The following is a 20,648-nucleotide window of genomic DNA, read 5'->3' as shown; positions in this document are numbered from 1 at the left end:
AATGACTCAACCCCACCAAGCTACCCTGCTCGTCGAACTGCTGACCGAAGAACTGCCGCCGAAAGCGCTCGCGCGTCTCGGCGACGCCTTCGCGGAAGGCATTGCGCAGCGCCTCGCGGCGCGCGACCTGGTCGAAGGCGAACTGTCGTTCGAACGTTATGCCACGCCGCGCCGCCTCGCTGTCACGATCAAGAACGTGCGCGCGGTCGCGCCGGAAAAACACGTACGCGAGAAAGTGCTGCCGGTTTCCGTCGCGCTGGATAAAGACGGCCAGCCCACCGCGCCGCTCGCCAAGAAACTCGCCGCGCTCGGCTTCCCCGATTTTTCGGTGAACGACCTGGAGCGCGCGCAGGACGGCAAGGCCGAGGCCTTCTTCCTGCGCTATGCCGCACCCGGTGCCACGCTCGCCGACGGCCTGCAAAGCGCGCTCGACGAAACGCTCACCAAGCTGCCGATCCCGAAGTTCATGACGTATCAGCGCCCGGACGGCACCAACGTGCAGTTCGTGCGTCCGGCGCATCGGCTGACCGCGCTGCATGGCGAACAGGTCGCGCCGGTGAGCGCGCTCGGCATCGACGCCGACGACACCACGCTCGGCCATCGTTTCCTGTCCGAAGGTTTCGTGCAGATCCAGCATGCGGACTCGTACGCCGAAACGCTGCTGCACAAAGGCCACGTGGTGGCGAATTTCGCCGACCGCAAGGAAACCATCCGCACGCAACTGCTCGCGCAAGCCGACGGCGATCAGGTGGTGATGCCGGAATCGCTGCTGGACGAAGTGACGTCGCTGGTCGAATGGCCGGTGGTGTACGCGTGCCGTTTCGAGGAGGAGTTCCTGCAAGTGCCGCAGGAATGCCTGATCCTCACCATGCAGACCAACCAGAAATATTTCGCGTTGACCGATGCGAACGGCAAGCTGCGCTCGCGCTTCCTGATCGTGTCGAACATCGAAACGTCCACGCCGGGCGATATCGTCGAAGGCAACGAACGCGTGGTGCGTCCGCGTCTGGCGGACGCGAAGTTCTTCTTCGAGCAGGACAAGAAGAAGCCGCTCGCGGATCGCGTGCCGCTGCTCGCGAACGTCGTGTATCACAACAAGCTGGGCTCGGCGCTGCAACGCGTGGAGCGAGTGGAAGCGCTGGCCGGTGCGATTGCCGAACTGATCGGCGCGGACGTGGCGCTCGCGAAGCGCGCCGCGCGTCTGGCCAAGGCCGACCTGATCACCGACATGGTGGGCGAATTCCCCGAGTTGCAAGGCACCATGGGCACGTACTACGCCCGCCACGACGGCGAGCCGGAAGAAGTCGCGCTCGCGTGCTCGGAACATTATCAGCCGCGTTTCTCAGGCGATGCATTGCCGGCCACCGCGACCGGCACCGTCGTCGCGCTGGCCGACAAGCTTGAAACGCTGGTCGGCATCTGGGGCATCGGCCTGCAACCCACCGGCGAGAAAGACCCGTTCGCGTTGCGTCGTCACGCGCTCGGCGTGCTGCGCATTCTGGTGGAGAAGCAACTGCCGGTCGATCTCGTCGAACTGCTGCGCACCGCTTATGCGCAATTCGCCGCAGTGCCGAACGTGACCGATTCGACGCAAGCCATTTACGAGTTCAGCATGGACCGTCTGCGCGGCCTGCTGCGCGAACGCGGCTACGCGCCGGGCGAAATCGACGCGGTGCTGGCGCTGAACCCCACGCGTCTCGACGACATCGTCGCGCGGCTGGATGCCGTGCGTGAATTCGCGGCGTTGCCGGAAGCGGCCTCGCTCGCGGCGGCCAACAAGCGCATCTCGAACATTTTGAAGAAGTCGGAAGGCGCGGCGACCGGCGGCGTGCAGGTCACGCTGCTCGTCGAGGCGGCGGAAAAAGCCCTTCACGCGCAACTCGAACAGGTCGCGCCGCGTGTGCAATCGCAACTTGCCGCACGCGACTACACGGGCGCGCTAACCGCGCTCGCCGCGTTGCGCGAACCGGTCGACACATTCTTCAACGACGTGATGGTCAATGCCGAAGATCCGGCGTTGCGCGCCAACCGTTTGGGCTTGCTCGGCGCACTGCATCAGCAGATGAATTGCGTCGCCGACATTTCCCGACTCGCCGCCTGAGCCCCCAGCCATGCCGACAAAAAAAGTGGTGATCCTCGACCGCGACGGCGTGATCAACGTCGACTCCGACGCGTTCATCAAGTCGCCGGACGAATGGGTGGCGCTGCCCGGTTCGCTCGAAGCCATCGCGCGTCTGAACCAGGCCGGCTATCGCGTGGCGATCGCCACCAATCAGTCGGGCATCGGCCGCGGCCTGTTCGATATGAACGCGCTCAACGCGATGCATCTGAAGATGCATCGCATGGCGGCGGCGGTCGGCGGGCGCATCGACGCGGTGTTCTTCTGCCCGCATACGTCGGAAGATCACTGCGAGTGCCGCAAGCCGAAGCCCGGCATGCTGAAGATGATCAACGAGCGTTTCGAGGTCGATCCGGAGCACACGCCGGTGGTCGGCGACTCTCTGCGCGATCTGCAAGCAGGCGCGTCGCTCGGCCATCCGCCTCATCTGGTGCTGACCGGCAAGGGCCGCAAAACGCTGGATGCCGGCGGCTTGCCCAACGGTACGATCGTCCACGACGACCTGCGTGCCTTCGCGCTCGACTTCCTCGCCGACGCCCAAGAGTGACGCGCGCCGCGCGCGTCCCCAACCCTCACTGACCACGCCGATGCGCTTCATTCGTTCTTTGCTTCTGCTGATCTATTTCGTTCTGTTCACGGTGCCGTACGCGACTGCATGCTTCATCGCATTCCCGTTCATGCGCGCCGACAACCGCTACTGGATGGCGGCCGGCTGGTGCCGCGCGACGCTGCATACGGTGCGCTGGCTCAACGGTATCCGCTACAACATCGAAGGCTTCGAGAATCTGCCCGATGGTCCCGCCGTACTGCTCTCCAAGCATCAATCGGCCTGGGAAACGCTGGCATTTCCGGCGTTGATGCCTCGGCCGCTGTGCTACGTGTTCAAGCGCGAGCTGCTGTACGTGCCTTTCTTCGGTTGGGCGCTCGGCATGCTGAAGATGGTTCATATCGATCGCAAGGAAGGCAAGTACGCGTTCGAGTCGGTGATCAGGCAAGGCAATGCGCGCATGGCCGAAGGCGCCTGGGTCATCATGTTTCCGGAAGGCACGCGCACGCCCACCGGCAAGCAAGGAAAGTACAAAACCGGCGGTGCGCGTTTCGCGACGGCCACCGGCGCGCCGGTCGTGCCGATCGCGCACAACGCAGGACGTGTGTGGCCTCGCAACTCGTTTCTCAAATATGCGGGTATAGTCACAGTGTCGATCGGCAAGCCGATCGAGACGACGGGGCTCACGCCCGATGAAGTGAACACGCGCGTCGAACAGTGGATCGAAGCTGAAATGCGTCGCATCGATCCTACTGCGTACCGCGCGGCGGAAAGCAGTTCCGCCGCCGCACCAATCTGACGCGCCCACGCCCTCGAAGGCGTATTTGCGCGAAGCCGAATCCGATGCAGAAGTTTCCTACGCCGCAGCCCGCTGCGGCGCTCGATAACCGGCAACTCGATCTCCCGCTCTTCGCCGAGCCGGGGTCGACGTCGTCGTCCCCGTCACCTTCCGCACCGACGCCGGGCGCTTCGCAGAACTCGCCAGGCGGCCAGCAGCCGGCCGTGCCGCTTGCGCCGGATGGCAGCAAGCTGCGCAGTCTCGCGATCGGCTCACGCACGCTCCACTATGCCCTCAAGCGTTCGGCGCGCCGCTCGATCGGTTTCGCGATCGACAGCACGGGTCTCACGATCACCGCGCCGCGCTGGGTCACGCTCGCCGATATCGAAACCGCGATCACCGAAAAGCAGCGCTGGATTTTCACGAAACTGATCGAGTGGCAGACGCGTGTCGAACAACGCGCGTTGCCGAAGGTCGATTGGAAAGATGGCGCCGAAGTGCCGTATCTCGGTCAGCCCGTGCGAGTGAAACTCGGCGCGCCGCAAGGCATGCTCGCGTTCAGCGCACAAGAGGCAGCGCTGCAAGTGCCGCTGCCCTTGCAGGCGGATCCGCAGCAGATCAAGGATCGCGTGCAAGGCTGGCTGCAGGGTGAGGCGAAGCGGCTATTCGGCGAGCGCCTCGCGATTTACGCGGAGAAACTGGGCGTAAACTATCGCGCGTACGCGCTCTCGTCAGCGGCGACGCGTTGGGGCAGTTGTTCGAGTGACGGCAAGATTCGCCTGAACTGGCGGCTGATCCACTTCCCGCTTTCCATCATCGATTACGTCGTCGCGCACGAACTCGCGCATCTGCGTGAAATGAATCACAGCCCGCGCTTCTGGCAAACAGTGGAATCGATTTTTCCGGAGTTTCGCGAAGCGCGGCAGACGCTGAAGTCGCATCCGCCGGAAATGCTGCCTACGCTTTAACGCCTTTTTCACGCCTTTTTCACGCCTTGAAAACCGGCGCTTCGATTTCAAACCGAAGCGCCGGTTTGTCACACACTTCAGCTCATTCTGAGCACAAGGTTTCCTGCAGATGACGCCACGTCACCTTGCCGTGCGCGTCGAGATCCATCACCGCCGTGGAGCGCCGCACGTTCGCGTTGCCGGAACTGTCGCGCTGATACTCGCGATATTTCAACACCGCCCCGGACGGATATTCGGCGACGATCTCCCTGTCGCGGATCGTGATTTGCGAGCCTGGACGCGCGCCGTGCAGCTTCGAGAAAATCTCGCGCACGCCGGCGTGATCCAGTGCGACGCCCGACGTCATGACCAGCGTGAATTGCGGAGCGAAGCGCGCCATGATTCGCTGCAGCGCGCCTTCATCGGCGGAACCGTCGAACAGGGCCTGAATTTCGACGTGGATCTCGTCGAGTTCCTTGAAGTAGGGATTGATGTTATTCATTCTTTGACCTCGCCCTGCCGCCGGCCTTATTTCTTCTTCTGGATGAACTCGATCTTGTAGCCGTCCGGGTCTGTGACGAAAGCGATCACGGTCGTGCCGTGTTTCATCGGGCCGGCTTCGCGCACGACCGTGCCGCCTTGTGCCTTGATCTTGTCACAGGCGGCGTAGGCGTCTTCCACTTCGACGGCGAGGTGGCCAAAGCCGGTGCCGAGATCATACGAAGGCGTGTCCCAGTTATGGGTGAGTTCGAGCACGGTGCCGTCGCGTTCATCTTCGTAACCGACGAATGCCAGCGTGAATTTGCCGTCCGGATAGTCTTCGCGGCGCAGCAGTTTCATGCCGAGCAATTCGGTGTAGAAGGCAATCGAACGGTCCAGGTCGCCGACCCGAAGCATGGTGTGAAGCAGGCGCATTTGTGCACTCCCTGTTGCGTGGTAACGAGACCGTCAATGTACCCGGAATCCCGCGGCGTTGCAGGGCGCGCCACTTTGAATCAGTACTCAGAACTGATGCCGCAAGCCTGCCATCAGGCCGATCTGCGAGCCCTTCTGCGCGAGCCCCACGCCGTTGACGCCCTGCAGTTGCGCACCGATCAGACCGCCGCGGTACAGCGAATAATCGCCTTCCACGTAGACGTCGGTGCGGCGGGACAGGTTGTAGTCGGCGACCAGTTGATATTGCCAGGCCGAGCCGTCCTGCGCGGCGGACTTGCCGTCCTGCAAGGTGCGCCAGACGTTCGCGGCGAAGTGCCATTTATTGCTGACCTGCTGCGAGATGCCGCCCATGATCATGCGGCGCCGCGCGAAGTCCGTGTACTTGAGCGCCGCCAGCACAGGCGCGGTAAATGGCCCGTTGGCAAAATTCGAAAAGCCCGCGTCGTTCTGATTGACGATGTAGCCGGCGGAAAATCGCGTCAGATTCCACGTGTACGCGCCGCCGAATGTCCATGTCTTCGCGGCCGCGCCGTTGACCGAATCTTTCGACACTTCGTACGCGCCGCCGAGGCTGAATGGACCGCCTACCGGCTTATAAGCCGCGGCCGCGCCGATCTGACTGCCATAAGAATTGCCCGCGTTGCCGCCGAATGCGTAGCCGGCCGCGAATGTGAAGCCGTTATATCTCGCCTGATATTGCACCTGGTTACTGGTCCAGATGCCGCCCGTCATGGTGATTTCAGGTTGAAAACTGAAGTCGTACGGGATCCACCAATTGCTGCCGTAGCCGGCCACCGTGACCCCTTCGATCACGACGTTGTACTGCCGCCCGAGGATGATCTGGCCGTATGAATCCGATCGCACGCCGACCTGTGCTTCATTGAAGAACGGCAGCGTGGGATCGCTTTGGCCGCTGTTGATGTAGATGCGGTTTTCGAGCTTGAAGAAAGTAGACCAGCCGCCGCCGAGATCCTCGACGCCCTTCAGCCCCCAGCGACTTTGCGTCATGCCGCCCGTGCCGAGTCCGATCGACGAATCGCCGGCCTTGTTGACGTGAGTCAGGTAGCGCACGCTTTCGTCGACCACGCCGTACAGCGTCACGCTGGATTGCGCGTGCGCCCACTGACACCCCAACGACGCCAATGCCGCGGGTACCGCGACCGCTGCCCACCTGCCTACGTTCTTCATAGCTTCTCCTCGTACAGGCTCCGCGTCGCGCGGATCGGGTTCGTCTGCTTGGAATTTCCCTGACAAAACGTTAGTGGCAGAACCTTAGCGCGAAACGCGGGCCGTGCGAAATTAGTCTGACGCAGGTGTTGTTAAGTCGGCAAAAACGCTTGCGGCCTCGCTTGCGGGCTGAAAGAAGCACGCGTAGCCAATGGGGTCATCGGCGGGCGGCTTGGGCAGGTTTGCTATCGTACGAGCTGTTTCCGACTCGACACCGCCCATGAGCACCTCCGCCCTGCCCGCACGCCGCGCCCCGGATAGCTTCGCCATCCTGCTGATGATCGGCCTGTGCGCGATCTGGGGCCTCCAGCAAGTCGCGATCAAAAGCACCAATGCGACAGTGCCGCCGGTCTTCCAGGCCGGCCTGCGTTCGGCGATTGCGTCGGTGCTGGTGTGGGCCTGGGCGCGCTCACGCGGCACGCCGCTCTTTCGCGACGACGGCACCTTGGGCGCCGGCCTGCTCGCGGGCGTGCTGTTCGCGGGCGAGTTCGTGTGCATTTTTCTCGGCCTGACGCTGACCAGCGCGTCGCGCATGGCGGTCTTTCTGTACACCGCACCTTGCTTCACGGCGCTTGGCCTGCACTGGTTCGTCGACGGCGAGCGCATGCGGCGGATTCAGTGGGCCGGTATCGTTGTGGCGTTCGCAGGCATCTCGCTCGCCTTCGCGGACGGGTTCCTGCACGGCCGCACCGCCGGCGGCTCATTGCTCGCGGGTGTCGCGGGCGACGCGCTTGGGGTGCTGGGCGGCATCACGTGGGCCGCGACAACCGTGGTGGTGCGCGCCACGCGGCTCGCTCAATCGAGCGCCAGCAAGACGCTGTTTTATCAACTGGTGGTGTCGGCGGTGGTGCTGCTCGCGCTTGCGCTCGGACTCGGCCAGGCACATGTCGAAACCGTCACGCCGCTGACCGTGGTGAGCCTCGCTTATCAGGCGGTGATCGTGGCGTTCGTCAGCTATCTGCTGTGGTTCTGGTTGCTGACGCGCTATATCGCGTCGCGCCTGTCGGTGTTCTCGTTTCTCACGCCGCTGTTCGGCGTGACCTTCGGCGTACTGCTGCTCGGCGAGTCGTTCAGTCTGCGCTTTCTCATGGCCGCGGTGCTGGTGTTGACCGGCATTGCGCTGGTCAACGCACCGGCGAAGCGCGTGACGGGCTAGAGCATCGCGTCATTCGAGACCGCAGTCTCGCTACTCCGCCAAGGCCTAGGCTTTGGCCGCCACGATCTGCGCCACCCGCACGTATTCGTCGACCGGCACGTCTTCGGCGCGGCGTTGCAGGTCGAACCCAAGCGCCTCGAAATCCACCGAATCACGATACGCGGCGAGCGTGTTGCGCAACATCTTGCGACGCTGCGAGAACGCGGCCGTCACCACTTCGCCGAGCACGCGCTCGTCCACCGGCGCCAACTCGTGCAGCTCGTACGGGATCATCCGTACGATCGCCGAATCCACTTTTGGCGGCGGGTTGAATGCTTCGGGCGGCACGTCGAGTTGCTTGTCGATCACGTAGCGGTATTGCAGCATCACCGAGAGACGGCTGAACGCCTTGGTGCCCGGCTCCGCCACCATCCGCTCGACCACTTCGTTCTGCAACATGAAGTGCTGATCGATCACGCGGTGCGCGAACGACGTCAGATGAAACAGCAGCGGGCTCGAAATGTTGTACGGCAGGTTGCCGACAATGCGCAGCGACGCTTTCTCGCCTGGCGCGGCCAGCGAGCCGAAGTCGAACGCGAGCGCGTCGCCGGCGTGCAGTTCGAGCAGGCCGCCGAATTTCGTCTTCAGACGGCCAATCAGATCACGGTCCAGTTCGACGGCGTGCAAGGGCGCTTCCGGCGTGGCCAGACGCTCGATCAACGGTTCGGTGAGCGCACCGAGTCCCGGCCCGATCTCGACCATACGCTCGCCGCGTTGCGGCCGGATGACATCGACGATCGAATCGATCACGCCCATGTCGACCAGAAAGTTCTGACCGAAACGCTTGCGCGCGATATGACCTTGGTGCCGGCCCTGTTGCTGTCTGCTGGTGGACATCGAAGAAACGCTAAGAAAGAGAACTGCTTAAGAAAAGGAACTGGCTGAGCGGCGAGCACTTGCTCGACGCGCTCGCCATGCCGCACACATAGCTAGCGGCAGGATACCAGCGAGACGCCGCGCACAGGCCGCGCGACAGCGCCGAATCAGCCCGCGCGGCGGTGCTGCGCCATCGACACCGCCGTCTCGATCGCGGCGATCAGACTGCCCGCGTCGGCACGGCCCGTGCCGGCCAGATCGAGCGCGGTGCCGTGATCGACCGAGGTGCGGATGATCGGCAAACCGAGCGTGACATTGATGCCTTCGCCGAACGTGGCGTACTTCAACACCGGCAGGCCCTGGTCGTGGAACATAGCCAGCACGCAGTCGGCCTCATCCAGATAGCGCGGCTGGAACAGCGTGTCGGCCGGGTACGGACCGCGCGCGTCGATGCCTTGAGCCTCCGCGAGCTTCAGCGCCGGCGTGATGACCTCGATTTCCTCGCGGCCCAGATAGCCGTTCTCGCCCGCGTGCGGATTCAGCCCCGTCACGAGGATGCGCGGCGCCGGCAAGCCGAAGTGATGCCGCAAATCGTGATCGATAATGCGCAGCGTCTCGACAATACCTTCGATGGACAACGCGGCGGACACATCCTTGAGCGGCAGATGCGTGGTCGCCAGTGCGACCCGCAACGGCCGCTTGCCCGTGCCGGCCAGCATCATCACCACGCGCGGCGTATGCGTGCGCTCGGCCAGATATTCGGTGTGACCGGTGAACGGCACGCCGGCATCGTTGATGGTGCTCTTTTGCAGCGGCGCGGTGACGATCGCGTCGAACGTGCCGGCTACCGCGCCGTCGATCGCGCTGTCGAGCAGGTCGAGCACGTAGCGGCCGTTGGCCGCGTTGAGCTTGCCCGCAACGGCGGGCGCTCCGAGCGGCCGGTGCTGCAGGCGCACGCGCTTGCCGTCCGCCACCAGCGCGCTCCAGTCCACGCCCACGACGCGCGCGCGTTCGGCGAGCAGGTCGGCGTCGCCCAGCACGGTGAACTGCGCGTGGGGCCAATGCGCCGCCGCGCCCGCCAGCGCCTGCACCGTCAATTCCAGACCGACGCCGGCGGGCTCGCCGGTCGTGATCGCGATCTGCAACGGTGGGCGGGCGGACTGGGTGGCGCTTGTCATGACGGTTATTGCGTGCTCGACAGAGTGGGCTTCACTTCCACATACGCGGTGTCGCGCAGTTCGCGCAACCAGTCGGCGTAGGCCTGTTCCGCCTTGCGCTGACCGATGGCCTGGCGCGCCAGATCCATCTGCTGCGAAACCGAACCCTCGGATTCGCGGCGGCCCAGCACCTGAATCAGGTGATAGCCGTATTCGCTGCGGACCGGATCGCTGATCTGGCCGTCCTGCAGGTTGTTCATGGCGCGCTCGAATTCCGGCACCGTCTCGCCCGGGCTGATCCAGCCGAGGTCGCCGCCTTGCGACGACGAACCGTCTTGCGAGTAAGTATGCGCGAATTTCGAGAAGTCGCCGCCTGCAGCGATTTCTTTCTTGATTTCAAGCAGTTTCTGACGCGCCTGCGGTTCCGACATGCCGTCGCCGACGCGCAGCAGAATGTGGCGCACATGCGTTTGCACGAGCTTCGGTGCGTCCGAGCTGGTGCCCTGACCCGCACGGCGATCGACCAGACGCACGATTTCGAAACCGTCGTTGGTGCGGATCAGATCCGGACTGACTTCGCCGGGACGCATCGTCGAGACAGCCTTGACGACTTCAGCCGGCAGCTTGGACGGCGAAACGAAACCGATATCGCCGCCTTTCGATGCATCCGGCGCCTGCGAATTCGACTTCGCCAGCTTGTCGAAATTGGCGCCGCCCCTGGCTTCGGCGAGCAACGCCTGGGCCTTCTGCTGCGCCGCTTCGATATCCGTCTCCGACGCGTTCAACGGCGCCTTCAGGAAAATGTGCTGCAGATGCAGGTCGCTCGTCGCGCCGGCGTTCGGGCCACGCTGACTGGCGATGTAGTTCGCGACTTCGGCGTCCGACACCGTGACCTTGCTGTCCACTTCCTTCTCGCGCAGGCGCGAGAGCGTGAGTTCAGTGCGCGCGTCGCTGGTGAACGTGCTCCAGGGCACCCCTTGCGCCTCGATGCGCGAGCGGTACACGTCGAGCGACAGGTTGTTCGCCGCGGCCAGCCGTTCGAGCGTTTTCTGCACGGTGGCGTCGTCGATGTTGATGTTGTCTTCTTTCGCCTTCTGCAACTGGATGCGTTCCAGCACCATCTGGTTGAGCACCTGCTGACGCAACTGGTCCATGGGCGGGACCGGCGCGTTCTGCTGGTTCAGGCGGCGGGTGATCAGGCTCATGCGTTCGTCGAGTTCGCGCCGCGTGATGACACCGTTGTTGACCACTGCGGCAATGGTGTCGACCGTCTGGCCGCTACTGCCGCCCAGCGCCTGCGCCTGCACCGGCGCGACCGACAGGAAAGACGCCGCGGCGGCCAGACCGGCCGCAAGCGTTGCCAAGCGAAGCTTTTTCATGATTGCCACAGATACTCCAATGATGTCGGGCGCGCCTGGCCCGTCTTTTCGCACTTTATAAATGATCGGGCGAGCGTCATTCGTAATTGGTGAAACGCGATTCCGGCGGCGGCGGCGGCGGCAACGGCGTATAGCCCGCCACGCTGGCGCGGAATGCGCTCATCAGCCCGTTGTCGACGCTCGACAAGCCCTTGAACGTCAACTGCGCGAGGAACCGCGTGCTCGACTGATTCTGCCCCGAGGTGTTCAGACCGTTCGCGTAGCGTTGGATCCCGGCGCCGAGCGTCCAGCAATCGGCGTCGTACTGCAGGCCGACCAGACCGTCGACGATGCGGTGGCCGCCCAGGTCGTAATTGAAGCGGCCCACGCCAAACACCCGATGCGTGAGCGGCCATTGCCCCGAGATCAGCACCTGATTGATCGGCTGGTTGTCCAGCGTGGTGTTCGCGCGGGTGTAACGGTACCCGACGTTGATCACCTTGCCGGTGGCGGGACTGAACCCGAAGCCGATGCTCGTCTTCACCAACTGGTTGTTGTCGGCATTATATTGGAACGCCGTTTCCGAAGCGAAACCGGCGCCGAGCTTGAACGACGCACCCGCGATCAGGTCCGAATGCGTGGCCTGCGTGCTGGTCTGCGTAGGCTGCAGCGTGACGCGCTGGTCCTGGAAATAGTACTGCTGCGCGATCACGAAACGCGCCCGCTCGTCGCCCGTGGCCGCGTCGATGAAGCGCGTGGTGAGAGCGGCCGTCAGGCGGTTCGCGTCGGCGATCCGGTCATTGCCGACGAAGGTGTTCGGCGTGAAGATTTCCGCCAGGCCGAAGTCGGAGTCGGCGGTGTCGAACAGCGGCGCGGACTCCTGATTGCGATACGGCGTGTACACGTAATACAGGCGCGGCTCGAGCGTCTGGATGTAATCCTGGCCGAAGATGCGCACCGAACGGTCGAAGATCAGGCCCGTGTCGAAGGTGAACGTCGGGATCGATTCGGTGAAGTTCTTCGGCGTGCCGATCGGCACGTCGTCGTGAATATTGCGCAGGTTGTACGACGCGAAGTGCCACTGCACCTTTGGCGTGACGAAGTAACCCGGCCCGACCACGGAATACGCAAGGTACGGGTTGAACATCACCCGCTGACCTTCGGTCTTGTCCGCGGTGGTGATGCTGAAATTCGTGTAGTCGGCTTCCGCGCCGTAGTCGAAGCCGCCGACGTTGTACTTCGCGTACTTCACGTTCAACTGCGGCTCGCGGCCGTACGGCGCCGTTGAAGGCGCCAGCGTCTGCCAGTGCTGTTCACGCGCGAGCACAGACCACGGACCGTTGCTGTAGGTCAACCCGGCTTCCTGTTGATACAGGAGCTGGGTACCGTTCATGAACTGACTGACCGACGACGACAGGTCTTCCGGATACGTGTTGTCCGAAACCTTGTTGTAGTAAATGTAGCCGCCGAACCCGTTGCCGAAGTTCTGGTTGTGCTGGATATACAGCGCGTAGCGGTTGGTCTTGGTCAGATGGTCGTCCGGCAGGAACTCGCCGGTGATCGAGCCGGAATACGTGGGCGACAGATAACGGAACGTGGACTGCAACTGCACGCCGCGCTTGGAGATCACACGCGGCGTCACCGTCAGATCGCGATTCGGCGCGATATTGAAGTAATACGGCACCGACAGTTCGAAGCCGTTCGACGAACTCAGCGAGAACGTGGGCGGCAGAACCCCGCTGCGCCGCTCGCCCGAAAGCGGAAACGACAGCCAGGGCGAAGCGAACACCGGCACGCCCTGGAAGAACAGCACGCCGTTGTGGGCGACGCCTTCGTCCGCGCCGGTGTCGAAATCGAACTCGCTGCCCCGGATGTACCAGGCCGGATCGTCCGCGCACGCGCAGGCCGTGTAGGTGCCCTTCGTGAACACCGAGCGCTCGTTGTCGAGCAGGTCGACGCGCTCCGCGCTGCCCGAGCCGCCCGTCACGTTGAAGTGGTACTTCGGCGCGGTCATGAAACCTTCGCTCGAATCCACGCGCATGTGCGCTTCCGGGCCGACGAACGAACTGCCGTTGTTGACCACGTGGACCTGGCCGTACGCATCGGCCATGTCCGTGTCCTGGTCGTAGTGCAGCGCGTCGGCCTTGATCACGACCGTATTGCGGCGCACCTCGGCCGAGCCCTTGGCGGCCATGTCCTGGTCGCTGGTGCCGGTGGTCGCGTCGCCGAGCACGAACGTGGCTGGCTTCTGGCCCGTCTGCAACGGATGGTCTTCAAGCTGCGGGGCGAGTTGCATGCCCCAGGGCGCGTCGATAGGTTGCGGCTGCGCGGCTTCCCCCACCAGCTGGGCGTGCGCAAGCGCGGGCATCAGGCCCGGAACGGCGATCAACGCCGCGACGAGCCGCCTTTTGCGCGGCACAACAGCACAAGAGGGAGTCGTTTGGGAAAGCTGTCTAGGCGGCATGTATCGTTTGGCGAATCGGCTCGTCCGTCAGCATCTGCAGTCACGGTCCACCGCCTGCACATCCCGACCGTGACAGTCGGCTGCACATCAATATTTACAATCTGTTGAACGATGATGCGGGCGGTAAAGCGGAATACGCGAAAAGCTGGCGTGAGCCGCGTCAAAAAAGTCGTGGGGTATTATATGGCAAGACGTTGCCCCTCTGAATTTGCCGCCGGTTTTCATGACGCTGCCCCCATTCCAAGACTCCACCGATACCCGTCTCGACCTGCTCAAAGCCTGGCTGAAAGGCCACGCGGCGCGTTATTCGCTCGAGCTCGACACACTTGTTCCGGCTTCGTCCGACGCCAGTTTTCGCCGCTATTTCCGGCTCGCCGGTAAGGCGGCGGAAGGCGAAAGCAACGGCACGCTGATCGCCGTCGACGCCCCGCCACCCGAAAAGTGCCGCGAATTCGTGCAGGTCGCGCAGTTGCTCGCGTCCGCCGACGTGCACGTGCCGCGCGTGCTGGAGGTCGATTTCGAGGCCGGCTTCATGCTCGTCACCGATCTGGGCACGGCCTCGTACCTCGGCGCGCTGACCGAAGCGCAGAACGCGGACGACCCGCGTCGCGCCCGCTCGCTGATGCGCGACGCGCTCGACGCGCTGATCCGCTGGCAACTCACCTCGCGCGAAGACGTACTGCCGCCGTTCGACGAAGCCTTCCTGCGCCGCGAGATGGAGTTGATGCCGGAGTGGTTCCTCGGCCGCCATCTGGGCCGCGGGACGGACGAACAAGCGGACGAAAAAATCCGTGGCGTGCTCGATCGCACCTTTGCGCTGCTGATCGCGAGCGCCCGCGCGCAGCCGCAAGTGTTCATGCTGCGCGACTTCATGCCGCGCAATCTGATGATCGCCGCCGAACCGAATCCGGTGAACCCCGGCGTGCTGGACTTCCAGGACGCGGTGTACGGCCCGATCACTTACGACGTCGCCTCGCTGTTGCGCGACGCGTTCCTGAGCTGGGACGAAGAGTTCGAGCTGGATTGCTTCGTGTACTACTGGGAACGGGCGAAAAAAGCCGGCCTGCCGGTCGATCCCGATTTCGGCGAGTTCTACCGCCAGATCGAATGGATGGGCCTGCAACGGCACATCAAGGTGCTGGGCCTGTTTTGCCGGATCAACTATCGCGACGGTAAGCCGCACTACATGAAAGACCTGCCGCGTTTCATCGGCTACGCGCGCAAGGTCGCCGAGCGCTATGCCCCGCTGCGTCCGTTCGCGAAGCTCCTCGACGATCTCGAAGGCCGCGCGAACGAAGTCGGCTACACCTTCTGACCGATGACGATGTCCCTGAAGAAAGCGATGATTTTCGCCGCCGGTCGCGGCGAGCGCATGCGTCCGTTGACCGACACATGCCCCAAGCCTTTGCTCGACGTGGGCGGCAAGCCGCTGATCGTGTGGCAGATCGAACGGCTCGCGCAGGCGGGCTTTCGCACCATTGTGATCAACCACGCATGGCTCGGCGAGCAGATCGAAGCCACCCTCGGCGACGGTTCGCGCTGGCAAGTCCAGTTGCGCTATTCGGCGGAACGCGAGGCGCTGGAGACCGCGGGCGGCATCGTGCAGGCGTTGCCGCTGCTTGAAGATGACGGCGCGAGCGAAGTGTTCGTCGCGGTCAGCGGCGACGTTTACGCCGACTTCGATTACGCGACGCTGAATGCGCACGCCGAAAGATTGCTGGCCTTGCCCGAGCCGGGCATGCATCTGGTGATGGTGCCGAACCCGGCGTTTCATCCGAACGGCGACTTTGGTCTGGTGGACGGCGTGCTCTCGCTCGACGCCCAGCCGCGCTTCACGTTCGGCAATATCGGGCTCTACGACACGCGCATGTTCCGCGATCTGCCGAGCGGCACGCGACGCGCGCTCACGCCGTACTATCGCGACACGATTGCACGAGGGCTCGCCAGCGGTGAGTTGTACGAGGGTTTGTGGGAGAACGTCGGCACGCCGGCGCAGTTGGGTGAACTGGATCAGCGTTTGCGCGTGTCAGACGGCGGGCGCTAGGCGTTCGGCGTTCGGCGTTCGGCGTTCGGCGTTCGGCGTTCGGCGTTCGGCGTTCGGCGTTCGGCGTTCGGCGTTCGGCGTTCGGCGTTCGGCGTTCGGCGTTCGGCGTTCGGCGCAAGAGTTTCGCGCAGCATTGCACGAGACAACGCGAAAAATCGCCGCGCAAATTTATCGCCCGCCGCCCCCCTCACCCACCGTTTCCACTGCCTCCGGCGCTTCCGCCGCGCGTTGCTGCTGCAACGCCCACATCTGCGCGAACAGGCCGTTCGCGCGCAGCAGTTCCGCATGCGTGCCGCGCTCGACGATCCGCCCTTTGTCCATCACGATGATCTGCTGCGCGTGCACCACTGTCGAAAGCCGGTGCGCGATGATCAACGTCGTGCGCTCGCGGGCGATCTGATCGAGCTCGTGCTGAATGGCGCGCTCGGAACGAGAATCGAGTGCCGAGGTCGCTTCGTCGAACAACAGGATCGGCGGGTTCTTGAGGATGGTACGTGCAATCGCCACGCGCTGCTTTTCACCGCCGGACAGCTTCAAGCCGCGCTCGCCGACCGGCGTGTCATAGCCCTTCGGCAGCCCTTCGATGAATTCGTGAATATGCGCCGCGCGCGCCGCCGCGATCACTTCGTCGCGTGTCGCGGAGGGCCGTCCGTACGCGATGTTGTAGTAGATCGAATCGTTGAACAGCACCGTATCCTGCGGCACGATGCCGATCGACGCGCGCAGCGAATCCTGCGCGACGTCGCGAATATCCTGACCGTCGATGGTGATGGCACCGCCCGTCGCGCGGTCCAGATCGTAGAAGCGGAACATCAACCGCGCGAGAGTCGATTTGCCCGAACCGCTATGGCCAACCACCGCGGTCGTGGTACCGGCGGGAATCGTAAAGCTCACGTCGTGCAGAATCTGCCGCGCCGGTTCGTACGCGAAGTTCACCCGCTCGAAGCGCACCTGCGCACCGCTCACGCGCAGCGCGGGAGCGCCCTCGAGATCGGGCACTTCCTGCGCGGCGCCGAGCAGCGTGAACATGCGGTCCATATCGGTGAGGCTCTGCTTCAACTCGCGATACACCACGCCGAGAAAATTCAGCGGAATATAAAGCTGCAGCATGAAGGTGTTGATCAGCACCAGATCGCCAAGCGTGAGACGCCCGGCCATCACACCTTGCGTGGCGCGCCACAGAATGAACACGAGCCCGGTGCCGATGATCGCCTGCTGCCCGAAGTTCAGCGCCGACAGCGAGCGCTGCGACTTGATCGCCGCCGTGCGATAGCGCTTGAGGTTTTCGTCGTAGCGGCTCGCTTCCCACTCTTCGTTGCCGAAGTACTTGACCGTCTCGTAGTTCAGCAGCGAATCGATCGCGCGTGAATTCGCCTTCGAATCGAGATCGTTCATGGTGCGGCGAAAATGCGTGCGCCACTCCGTGACCTTCACCGTGAAGACGATATACACGGCCAGCGCAATGAACGTGACCACCGCGTAATACGCCTCGTACTTGACGACGAAAAAGCCGAGCACGAGCCCTACTTCGACGAGCGTCGGCAGAATGCTGTACAGCGAATACGAGATCAGTTGCGTGATGCCGCGCGTACCGCGTTCGATATCGCGCGACATGCCGCCCGTCTGCCGTTCGAGGTGAAAGCGCAATGACAGCGCATGCAGATGGCGGAACACTTTCAGCGCGAGTTGTCGCACCGCGCTTTCGGTTACCTTCGAAAACAGAATCTCGCGCAGTTCGGTGAAGAGCGACGTGGACAACCGCACCACCGCATACGCGACCACCAGCAGGCCGATGCCGCCCAGCAGCACGATGCCCGGCGAATCGTGCGCGCGGCCGAGCGCGGTGAGGTGCTGCACCGAGGCGAGGCCGTCGACGATCCGCTTCATCACGATCGGCACGCCGAGATTGGCGACCTTCGCGCCGATCAGGCAGCTCAGCGCAAAGCCGACGCGCCATTTATACGTGGCGAGATACGGCAGCAGCGAGAGGATCGTCTGCCAGTCGTTGCGCGGCTGGGTAGAGATCGGGGAAGGTTCGGACGAGGGCGTGCGGCGCATGGGGATCGACTGGGGAGAGTGTGGAAATGCCGGAGTTCGCAGCGGCGCGCCGACCGCGGCATGCCTGCCCGGCACACTGCTTTTTGTCGCGCGACCTCGCTGGGCGCTTTCCCGTACAATTCCTGATCTTTCTATTGTCGCAGAAGCCGGCTGGCGCCGCTTTTCATGGGTTGGCCCGCCGTGGGCGGCACGTTGGCCGCGCGGTGCGTGCCACACCGTTGTCGTGAAATGCCCCGCGTGCCGGTCGAGGCGACCGAGCCAACACGTTTCCCAAGAGTGCCCCCAATGACCGATATTCTTCAACTCCCGCAAAAGCACTGCGCGCTGCGCGTCGTGCCGCAGCCTTCGGACGCGAACGTCCACGGCGACGTGTTCGGCGGCTGGATCATGGCGCAAGTGGACATTGCCGGCTCGATTCCGGCAAGCCGCCGCGCCAACGGGCGGGTGGCGACCATTGCGGTCAATTCGTTCGTGTTCAAGCAGCCGGTGTTCGTCGGCGATCTGCTGAGTTTCTACGCGGACATCGTCAAGACGGGCAACACGTCCGTCACCGTGGCGGTCGAGGTCTACGCGCAGCGCATGAGCCTGACCGAAGATCTCGTGAAGGTCACCGAAGCCACGCTGACCTACGTCGCCACGGATAGCGACCGGCGTCCGCGCGCGCTGCCGGTGCTGGACTGAGCGCCCTGACTGCGCACAATAAAAAATGAGGCGCCGCGGCGCCTCGTTCGTTCTCAACCGTAGTACCGGGTCACTGGCTCGCTGCCTGGCCAATTCCCGCCTTCTTCTGCGCTTTCTGAATGTCGTTCGGATAGTTCGGATCGGTGCTCGACGGCTGATAGCCGTTGGCCTCCAACTTCTTCAACTCGGCGTTTTTCTTCGCCCGCGCCTGCTTGCGCTCGGCCTTGCGCTGAGCTTTGGTGGACGGCGCCGCTTTCGATGCGGCCGACGGAACCGCCGCGTCAGAGTCGTTCCCCGCCGGACCGCCACCGCCGCCGCTTTGCGCGAACGCCGGCGCGGCGCAAGCCACGCTCAGTACAACCGATGCCAGCAACACAGACAGTTTCTTTGCAGGTGACGACGTCATTGTTCTCTCCAGTCAGATCATTCAGATTGGGATAGTCGACGGCGCAACGCCCATGACTCAGTGCAAGCAGCGAAAATCGGGCGCAACGCCACATGAATCGTGCTTCGTGGTTCCCAGCGCGGTCTGAGATGGGAACCACGAATATAGCCGACCCAAACCCCGCGCAAAACGGTTTATGCGAATGAATACGGGCTAACCCGCACGCATCGCTGCGGCTGGCGCGCCGCTGCTGCGCAGATAGGCGTCGACCTGCCCTTCGATCCACTGTGCGAAATGCGCCTGCGAGGCATTGAGCATTTCGCGTTGCGGCCAGACCAGCCAATAGGGATAACGGTACGGCACGCGGATATCGGTGATCTGCACCAGTTCGCCGCGCGCCAGCGCATACGCAACCAGGCTGCGCCGCTCGAGCGCGACGCCCTGGCCCTGCAGCACGGCGCCGATCACGATATTCGAATCGTTCGCCGACAGCACTACGGCTCCCTCGGCCGGCTTCGCCACCTGCGCCGCCTGACACCAGTCGTGCCACGGCGTATCGGGACTCGAGATCAGCGGACAGGCCAGCACTTCTGCTGCGCTCAAAGGCAAGCGGCCATGCGGCGCTAGCGTGAAATGCGGCGCGGCCACCACGACCATCTCGTCGTCGAACAGCTTCTGTTGCGCGACGTTGGGCCAATGCCCCTGCCCCATGCGGATGCCGATATCGCTCGCGCCCTGGCGGAAATCCTCGACCTGCAAGCTCGTCTGCAGGCGAATCCGGTAGTACGGATGCGCGTCGCGAAAACTGGCGAGACGCGGCACGAGCCAATGCTGCGCGAACGACGGCAAGGTGCTGATCACCAGTTCGCTTTCGTGCGGGCGCGCCTGCGCGCGTCGCGTCGCATGGCTGATGTCGCGCAACGCCATGCGGATGTCGAGCGCGTAAAGCCGCCCCTCCTCGGTCAACCGCAGCCCGCGCGCCTCCCGCACGAACAGCGCGACGCCCATCGAATCTTCCAGCACCTTGATCTGCTGACTCACCGCCGAGTGCGTGACATGCAATTCGCGCGCGGCCTGCGTCACGCCGCCCAAACGGGCGACGGCCTCAAAGCAGCGCAGCGCGGTCAAAGGCGGGATCGGTTTCATGTAAGAAATTCTGACGCAAATCGTCGTTAATTGTCGCTTTTTTTGCACCGCGGAGATGCTTAACCTATCAGTTCGATGTGCCCTGACCCAGGCCCGAAGCGGAACTGCACGGCCATGAGGAGCTCGGGCGCGCCATGATAGATGTTCTAACGGGAATGAGATGAAACTGATCGGAATGCTGGATTCGCCCTACGTACGCCGGGTCGCTATCTGCCTCAAATTGTTGAAGCTCGAATTCGAGCACGAGTCGATCTCGGTGTTCAGCACCTACGACCAGTTCGCGAAAATTAATCCCGTTGTCAAGGCGCCCACGCTGATCGCCGACAACGGCCAGACCGTGATGGACTCGACGGTGATTCTCCAGTACCTCGCCACGCTCGCCGGGCCGAACCAGCGGCTTTTCCCGACGCGTCCCGACACCGCCTTGCGCGCCGCCCGCCTCACCGGCCTTGCGCTCGCCGCGTGCGAGAAGACCGTGCAGATCGTCTACGAACGTAATCTGCGGCCGGCGGAAAAGCAGCATGAGCCCTGGCTGGATCGCGTGAGCACGCAGTTGTTCGCCGCTTACGCCGAACTCGAACGCGAGCTTGCGGCAGCGGCGCTGCCCATCGAAACCGATCAGTTCGACGCCGCCGACGTCACCGTGGCAGTCGCCTGGCACTTCACGCAGATGATGCTGCCGGGGACGGTCAGCAAGACGGCGCATCCGTTCCTGCAGTCATTCTCCGAACTGGCTGAAGGTCTGCCGGTTTTCCTCAGCACGCCGGCGCAGTGAGCACCGCGGCGCGAA

Annotated in this window: 19 protein-coding genes; 9 read left to right on the top strand and 10 right to left on the bottom strand. The window is 63.6% G+C overall.

All coding sequences use genetic code 11. The features are described 5' to 3' along the window. The first annotated feature begins 1 nt into the window (after window position 1). Genes glyS through B0G81_RS27905 form a run of 4 tightly spaced genes read left to right on the top strand, consistent with a single transcriptional unit; the run spans window position 2 to window position 4,412 of the window. The gene (glyS, locus tag B0G81_RS27920) at window positions 2–2,101 is read left to right on the top strand and encodes a glycine--tRNA ligase subunit beta (protein WP_134139673.1); all 2,100 of its coding nucleotides are present in this window, start codon (window positions 2–4) and stop codon (window positions 2,099–2,101) included. Between the two features lie 10 nt (window positions 2,102–2,111). Next, window positions 2,112–2,666 carry a D-glycero-beta-D-manno-heptose 1,7-bisphosphate 7-phosphatase gene (gene gmhB, locus B0G81_RS27915; protein WP_134139668.1) on the top strand — a complete coding sequence of 185 codons (555 nt, stop codon included), beginning with the start codon at window positions 2,112–2,114 and terminating at the stop codon, window positions 2,664–2,666. A gap of 40 nt (window positions 2,667–2,706) precedes the next feature. Continuing rightward, on the top strand, window positions 2,707–3,465 hold the full coding sequence (locus B0G81_RS27910) for a lysophospholipid acyltransferase family protein (RefSeq protein WP_106281961.1): 759 nt from the start codon (window positions 2,707–2,709) through the stop codon (window positions 3,463–3,465). 44 nt (window positions 3,466–3,509) lie between these two features. After that, on the top strand, window positions 3,510–4,412 hold the full coding sequence (locus B0G81_RS27905) for a SprT family zinc-dependent metalloprotease (RefSeq protein WP_134139664.1): 903 nt from the start codon (window positions 3,510–3,512) through the stop codon (window positions 4,410–4,412). 82 nt (window positions 4,413–4,494) lie between these two features. On the opposite strand, the gene B0G81_RS27900 is transcribed toward B0G81_RS27905, so the two are convergent. The 3 genes from B0G81_RS27900 to B0G81_RS27890 all read right to left on the bottom strand — a co-directional run bounded on the left by B0G81_RS27900 (window position 4,495) and on the right by B0G81_RS27890 (window position 6,515). Continuing rightward, window positions 4,495–4,893: a hypothetical protein gene (locus tag B0G81_RS27900; RefSeq protein WP_121306646.1), complete on the bottom strand. Its 399-nt coding sequence runs from the start codon at window positions 4,891–4,893 to the stop codon at window positions 4,495–4,497. Window positions 4,894–4,919: 26 nt separating this feature from the next. Then, window positions 4,920–5,306 carry a lactoylglutathione lyase gene (gloA, locus tag B0G81_RS27895; RefSeq protein WP_116118980.1) on the bottom strand — a complete coding sequence of 129 codons (387 nt, stop codon included), beginning with the start codon at window positions 5,304–5,306 and terminating at the stop codon, window positions 4,920–4,922. An 87-nt stretch (window positions 5,307–5,393) separates the two neighbouring features. Then, a complete protein-coding gene (locus B0G81_RS27890) occupies window positions 5,394–6,515 on the bottom strand; it encodes a porin (RefSeq protein ID WP_106281968.1) in 1,122 nt (373 codons plus the stop codon). Window positions 6,516–6,774: 259 nt separating this feature from the next. Between B0G81_RS27890 and B0G81_RS27885 the strand changes: the two genes are divergently transcribed. Next, window positions 6,775–7,710 carry a DMT family transporter gene (locus tag B0G81_RS27885; protein WP_134139662.1) on the top strand — a complete coding sequence of 312 codons (936 nt, stop codon included), beginning with the start codon at window positions 6,775–6,777 and terminating at the stop codon, window positions 7,708–7,710. A gap of 45 nt (window positions 7,711–7,755) precedes the next feature. On the opposite strand, the gene rsmA is transcribed toward B0G81_RS27885, so the two are convergent. The 4 genes from rsmA to B0G81_RS27865 form a co-directional block, all read right to left on the bottom strand. Continuing rightward, window positions 7,756–8,586, bottom strand: coding sequence for a 16S rRNA (adenine(1518)-N(6)/adenine(1519)-N(6))-dimethyltransferase RsmA (gene rsmA, locus B0G81_RS27880; protein ID WP_012431739.1), 831 nt, complete (start codon window positions 8,584–8,586; stop codon window positions 7,756–7,758). 146 nt (window positions 8,587–8,732) lie between these two features. Continuing rightward, entirely contained in the window at window positions 8,733–9,743 is a 1,011-nt protein-coding gene (pdxA, locus tag B0G81_RS27875; protein ID WP_134139658.1) for a 4-hydroxythreonine-4-phosphate dehydrogenase PdxA, read from the bottom strand. 5 nt (window positions 9,744–9,748) lie between these two features. Next, a complete protein-coding gene (locus B0G81_RS27870; RefSeq protein WP_134139654.1) occupies window positions 9,749–11,110 on the bottom strand; it encodes a peptidylprolyl isomerase in 1,362 nt (453 codons plus the stop codon). Between the two features lie 67 nt (window positions 11,111–11,177). Then, complete coding sequence (locus B0G81_RS27865; RefSeq protein WP_134139651.1) at window positions 11,178–13,544, bottom strand: LPS-assembly protein LptD; 2,367 nt, start codon at window positions 13,542–13,544, stop codon at window positions 11,178–11,180. 223 nt (window positions 13,545–13,767) lie between these two features. Between B0G81_RS27865 and B0G81_RS27860 the strand changes: the two genes are divergently transcribed. Both B0G81_RS27860 and murU read left to right on the top strand, forming a co-directional pair. Beyond that, window positions 13,768–14,859 carry a phosphotransferase gene (locus B0G81_RS27860; RefSeq protein ID WP_134139649.1) on the top strand — a complete coding sequence of 364 codons (1,092 nt, stop codon included), beginning with the start codon at window positions 13,768–13,770 and terminating at the stop codon, window positions 14,857–14,859. A gap of 3 nt (window positions 14,860–14,862) precedes the next feature. Beyond that, entirely contained in the window at window positions 14,863–15,588 is a 726-nt protein-coding gene (gene murU / locus B0G81_RS27855) for an N-acetylmuramate alpha-1-phosphate uridylyltransferase MurU (protein WP_134139647.1), read from the top strand. A gap of 168 nt (window positions 15,589–15,756) precedes the next feature. Here murU and B0G81_RS27845 read toward each other — a convergent pair whose 3' ends face one another. After that, window positions 15,757–17,646 carry an ABC transporter ATP-binding protein/permease gene (locus tag B0G81_RS27845; RefSeq protein WP_134139644.1) on the bottom strand — a complete coding sequence of 630 codons (1,890 nt, stop codon included), beginning with the start codon at window positions 17,644–17,646 and terminating at the stop codon, window positions 15,757–15,759. A 285-nt stretch (window positions 17,647–17,931) separates the two neighbouring features. On the opposite strand from B0G81_RS27845, the gene B0G81_RS27840 reads away from it, so the two are divergent. After that, on the top strand, window positions 17,932–18,327 hold the full coding sequence (locus B0G81_RS27840) for an acyl-CoA thioesterase (RefSeq protein ID WP_116118972.1): 396 nt from the start codon (window positions 17,932–17,934) through the stop codon (window positions 18,325–18,327). Between the two features lie 70 nt (window positions 18,328–18,397). Here B0G81_RS27840 and B0G81_RS27835 read toward each other — a convergent pair whose 3' ends face one another. Together B0G81_RS27835 and B0G81_RS27830 are read right to left on the bottom strand one after the other, a co-directional pair. Then, window positions 18,398–18,733, bottom strand: coding sequence for a DUF4148 domain-containing protein (locus B0G81_RS27835; RefSeq protein WP_106281985.1), 336 nt, complete (start codon window positions 18,731–18,733; stop codon window positions 18,398–18,400). Between the two features lie 192 nt (window positions 18,734–18,925). Continuing rightward, window positions 18,926–19,858 carry a LysR substrate-binding domain-containing protein gene (locus tag B0G81_RS27830; protein WP_134139641.1) on the bottom strand — a complete coding sequence of 311 codons (933 nt, stop codon included), beginning with the start codon at window positions 19,856–19,858 and terminating at the stop codon, window positions 18,926–18,928. Between the two features lie 160 nt (window positions 19,859–20,018). On the opposite strand from B0G81_RS27830, the gene B0G81_RS27825 reads away from it, so the two are divergent. Continuing rightward, a complete protein-coding gene (locus tag B0G81_RS27825) occupies window positions 20,019–20,633 on the top strand; it encodes a glutathione S-transferase N-terminal domain-containing protein (RefSeq protein ID WP_134139638.1) in 615 nt (204 codons plus the stop codon). The last annotated feature ends 15 nt before the right edge of the window (window positions 20,634–20,648 follow it).

The sequence above is a fragment of the Paraburkholderia sp. BL6665CI2N2 genome (assembly GCF_004366535.1).
In the GTDB taxonomy this organism is placed as follows: Bacteria; Pseudomonadota; Gammaproteobacteria; order Burkholderiales; family Burkholderiaceae; genus Paraburkholderia.
Note: the sequence above shows the minus strand (reverse complement) of the source record. Positions and strands in the feature narration are given on the sequence as shown.

What these genes read in the sequence shown, in the direction of transcription:
- B0G81_RS27890 (WP_106281968.1), bottom strand. Translation starts at nt 6,515, where the DNA reads ATGAAGAACGTAGGCAGGTGGGCAGCGGTCGCGGTACCCGCGGCATTG.
- B0G81_RS27900 (WP_121306646.1), bottom strand. Translation starts at nt 4,893, where the DNA reads ATGAATAACATCAATCCCTACTTCAAGGAACTCGACGAGATCCACGTC.
- B0G81_RS27885 (WP_134139662.1), top strand. Translation starts at nt 6,775, where the DNA reads ATGAGCACCTCCGCCCTGCCCGCACGCCGCGCCCCGGATAGCTTCGCC.
- B0G81_RS27845 (WP_134139644.1), bottom strand. Translation starts at nt 17,646, where the DNA reads ATGCGCCGCACGCCCTCGTCCGAACCTTCCCCGATCTCTACCCAGCCG.
- rsmA (WP_012431739.1), bottom strand. Translation starts at nt 8,586, where the DNA reads ATGTCCACCAGCAGACAGCAACAGGGCCGGCACCAAGGTCATATCGCG.
- B0G81_RS27840 (WP_116118972.1), top strand. Translation starts at nt 17,932, where the DNA reads ATGACCGATATTCTTCAACTCCCGCAAAAGCACTGCGCGCTGCGCGTC.
- B0G81_RS27865 (WP_134139651.1), bottom strand. Translation starts at nt 13,544, where the DNA reads ATGCCGCCTAGACAGCTTTCCCAAACGACTCCCTCTTGTGCTGTTGTG.
- pdxA (WP_134139658.1), bottom strand. Translation starts at nt 9,743, where the DNA reads ATGACAAGCGCCACCCAGTCCGCCCGCCCACCGTTGCAGATCGCGATC.
- gloA (WP_116118980.1), bottom strand. Translation starts at nt 5,306, where the DNA reads ATGCGCCTGCTTCACACCATGCTTCGGGTCGGCGACCTGGACCGTTCG.
- gmhB (WP_134139668.1), top strand. Translation starts at nt 2,112, where the DNA reads ATGCCGACAAAAAAAGTGGTGATCCTCGACCGCGACGGCGTGATCAAC.
- B0G81_RS27835 (WP_106281985.1), bottom strand. Translation starts at nt 18,733, where the DNA reads ATGACGTCGTCACCTGCAAAGAAACTGTCTGTGTTGCTGGCATCGGTT.
- B0G81_RS27910 (WP_106281961.1), top strand. Translation starts at nt 2,707, where the DNA reads ATGCGCTTCATTCGTTCTTTGCTTCTGCTGATCTATTTCGTTCTGTTC.
- B0G81_RS27860 (WP_134139649.1), top strand. Translation starts at nt 13,768, where the DNA reads ATGACGCTGCCCCCATTCCAAGACTCCACCGATACCCGTCTCGACCTG.
- B0G81_RS27825 (WP_134139638.1), top strand. Translation starts at nt 20,019, where the DNA reads ATGAAACTGATCGGAATGCTGGATTCGCCCTACGTACGCCGGGTCGCT.
- B0G81_RS27830 (WP_134139641.1), bottom strand. Translation starts at nt 19,858, where the DNA reads ATGAAACCGATCCCGCCTTTGACCGCGCTGCGCTGCTTTGAGGCCGTC.
- B0G81_RS27905 (WP_134139664.1), top strand. Translation starts at nt 3,510, where the DNA reads ATGCAGAAGTTTCCTACGCCGCAGCCCGCTGCGGCGCTCGATAACCGG.
- glyS (WP_134139673.1), top strand. Translation starts at nt 2, where the DNA reads ATGACTCAACCCCACCAAGCTACCCTGCTCGTCGAACTGCTGACCGAA.
- murU (WP_134139647.1), top strand. Translation starts at nt 14,863, where the DNA reads ATGACGATGTCCCTGAAGAAAGCGATGATTTTCGCCGCCGGTCGCGGC.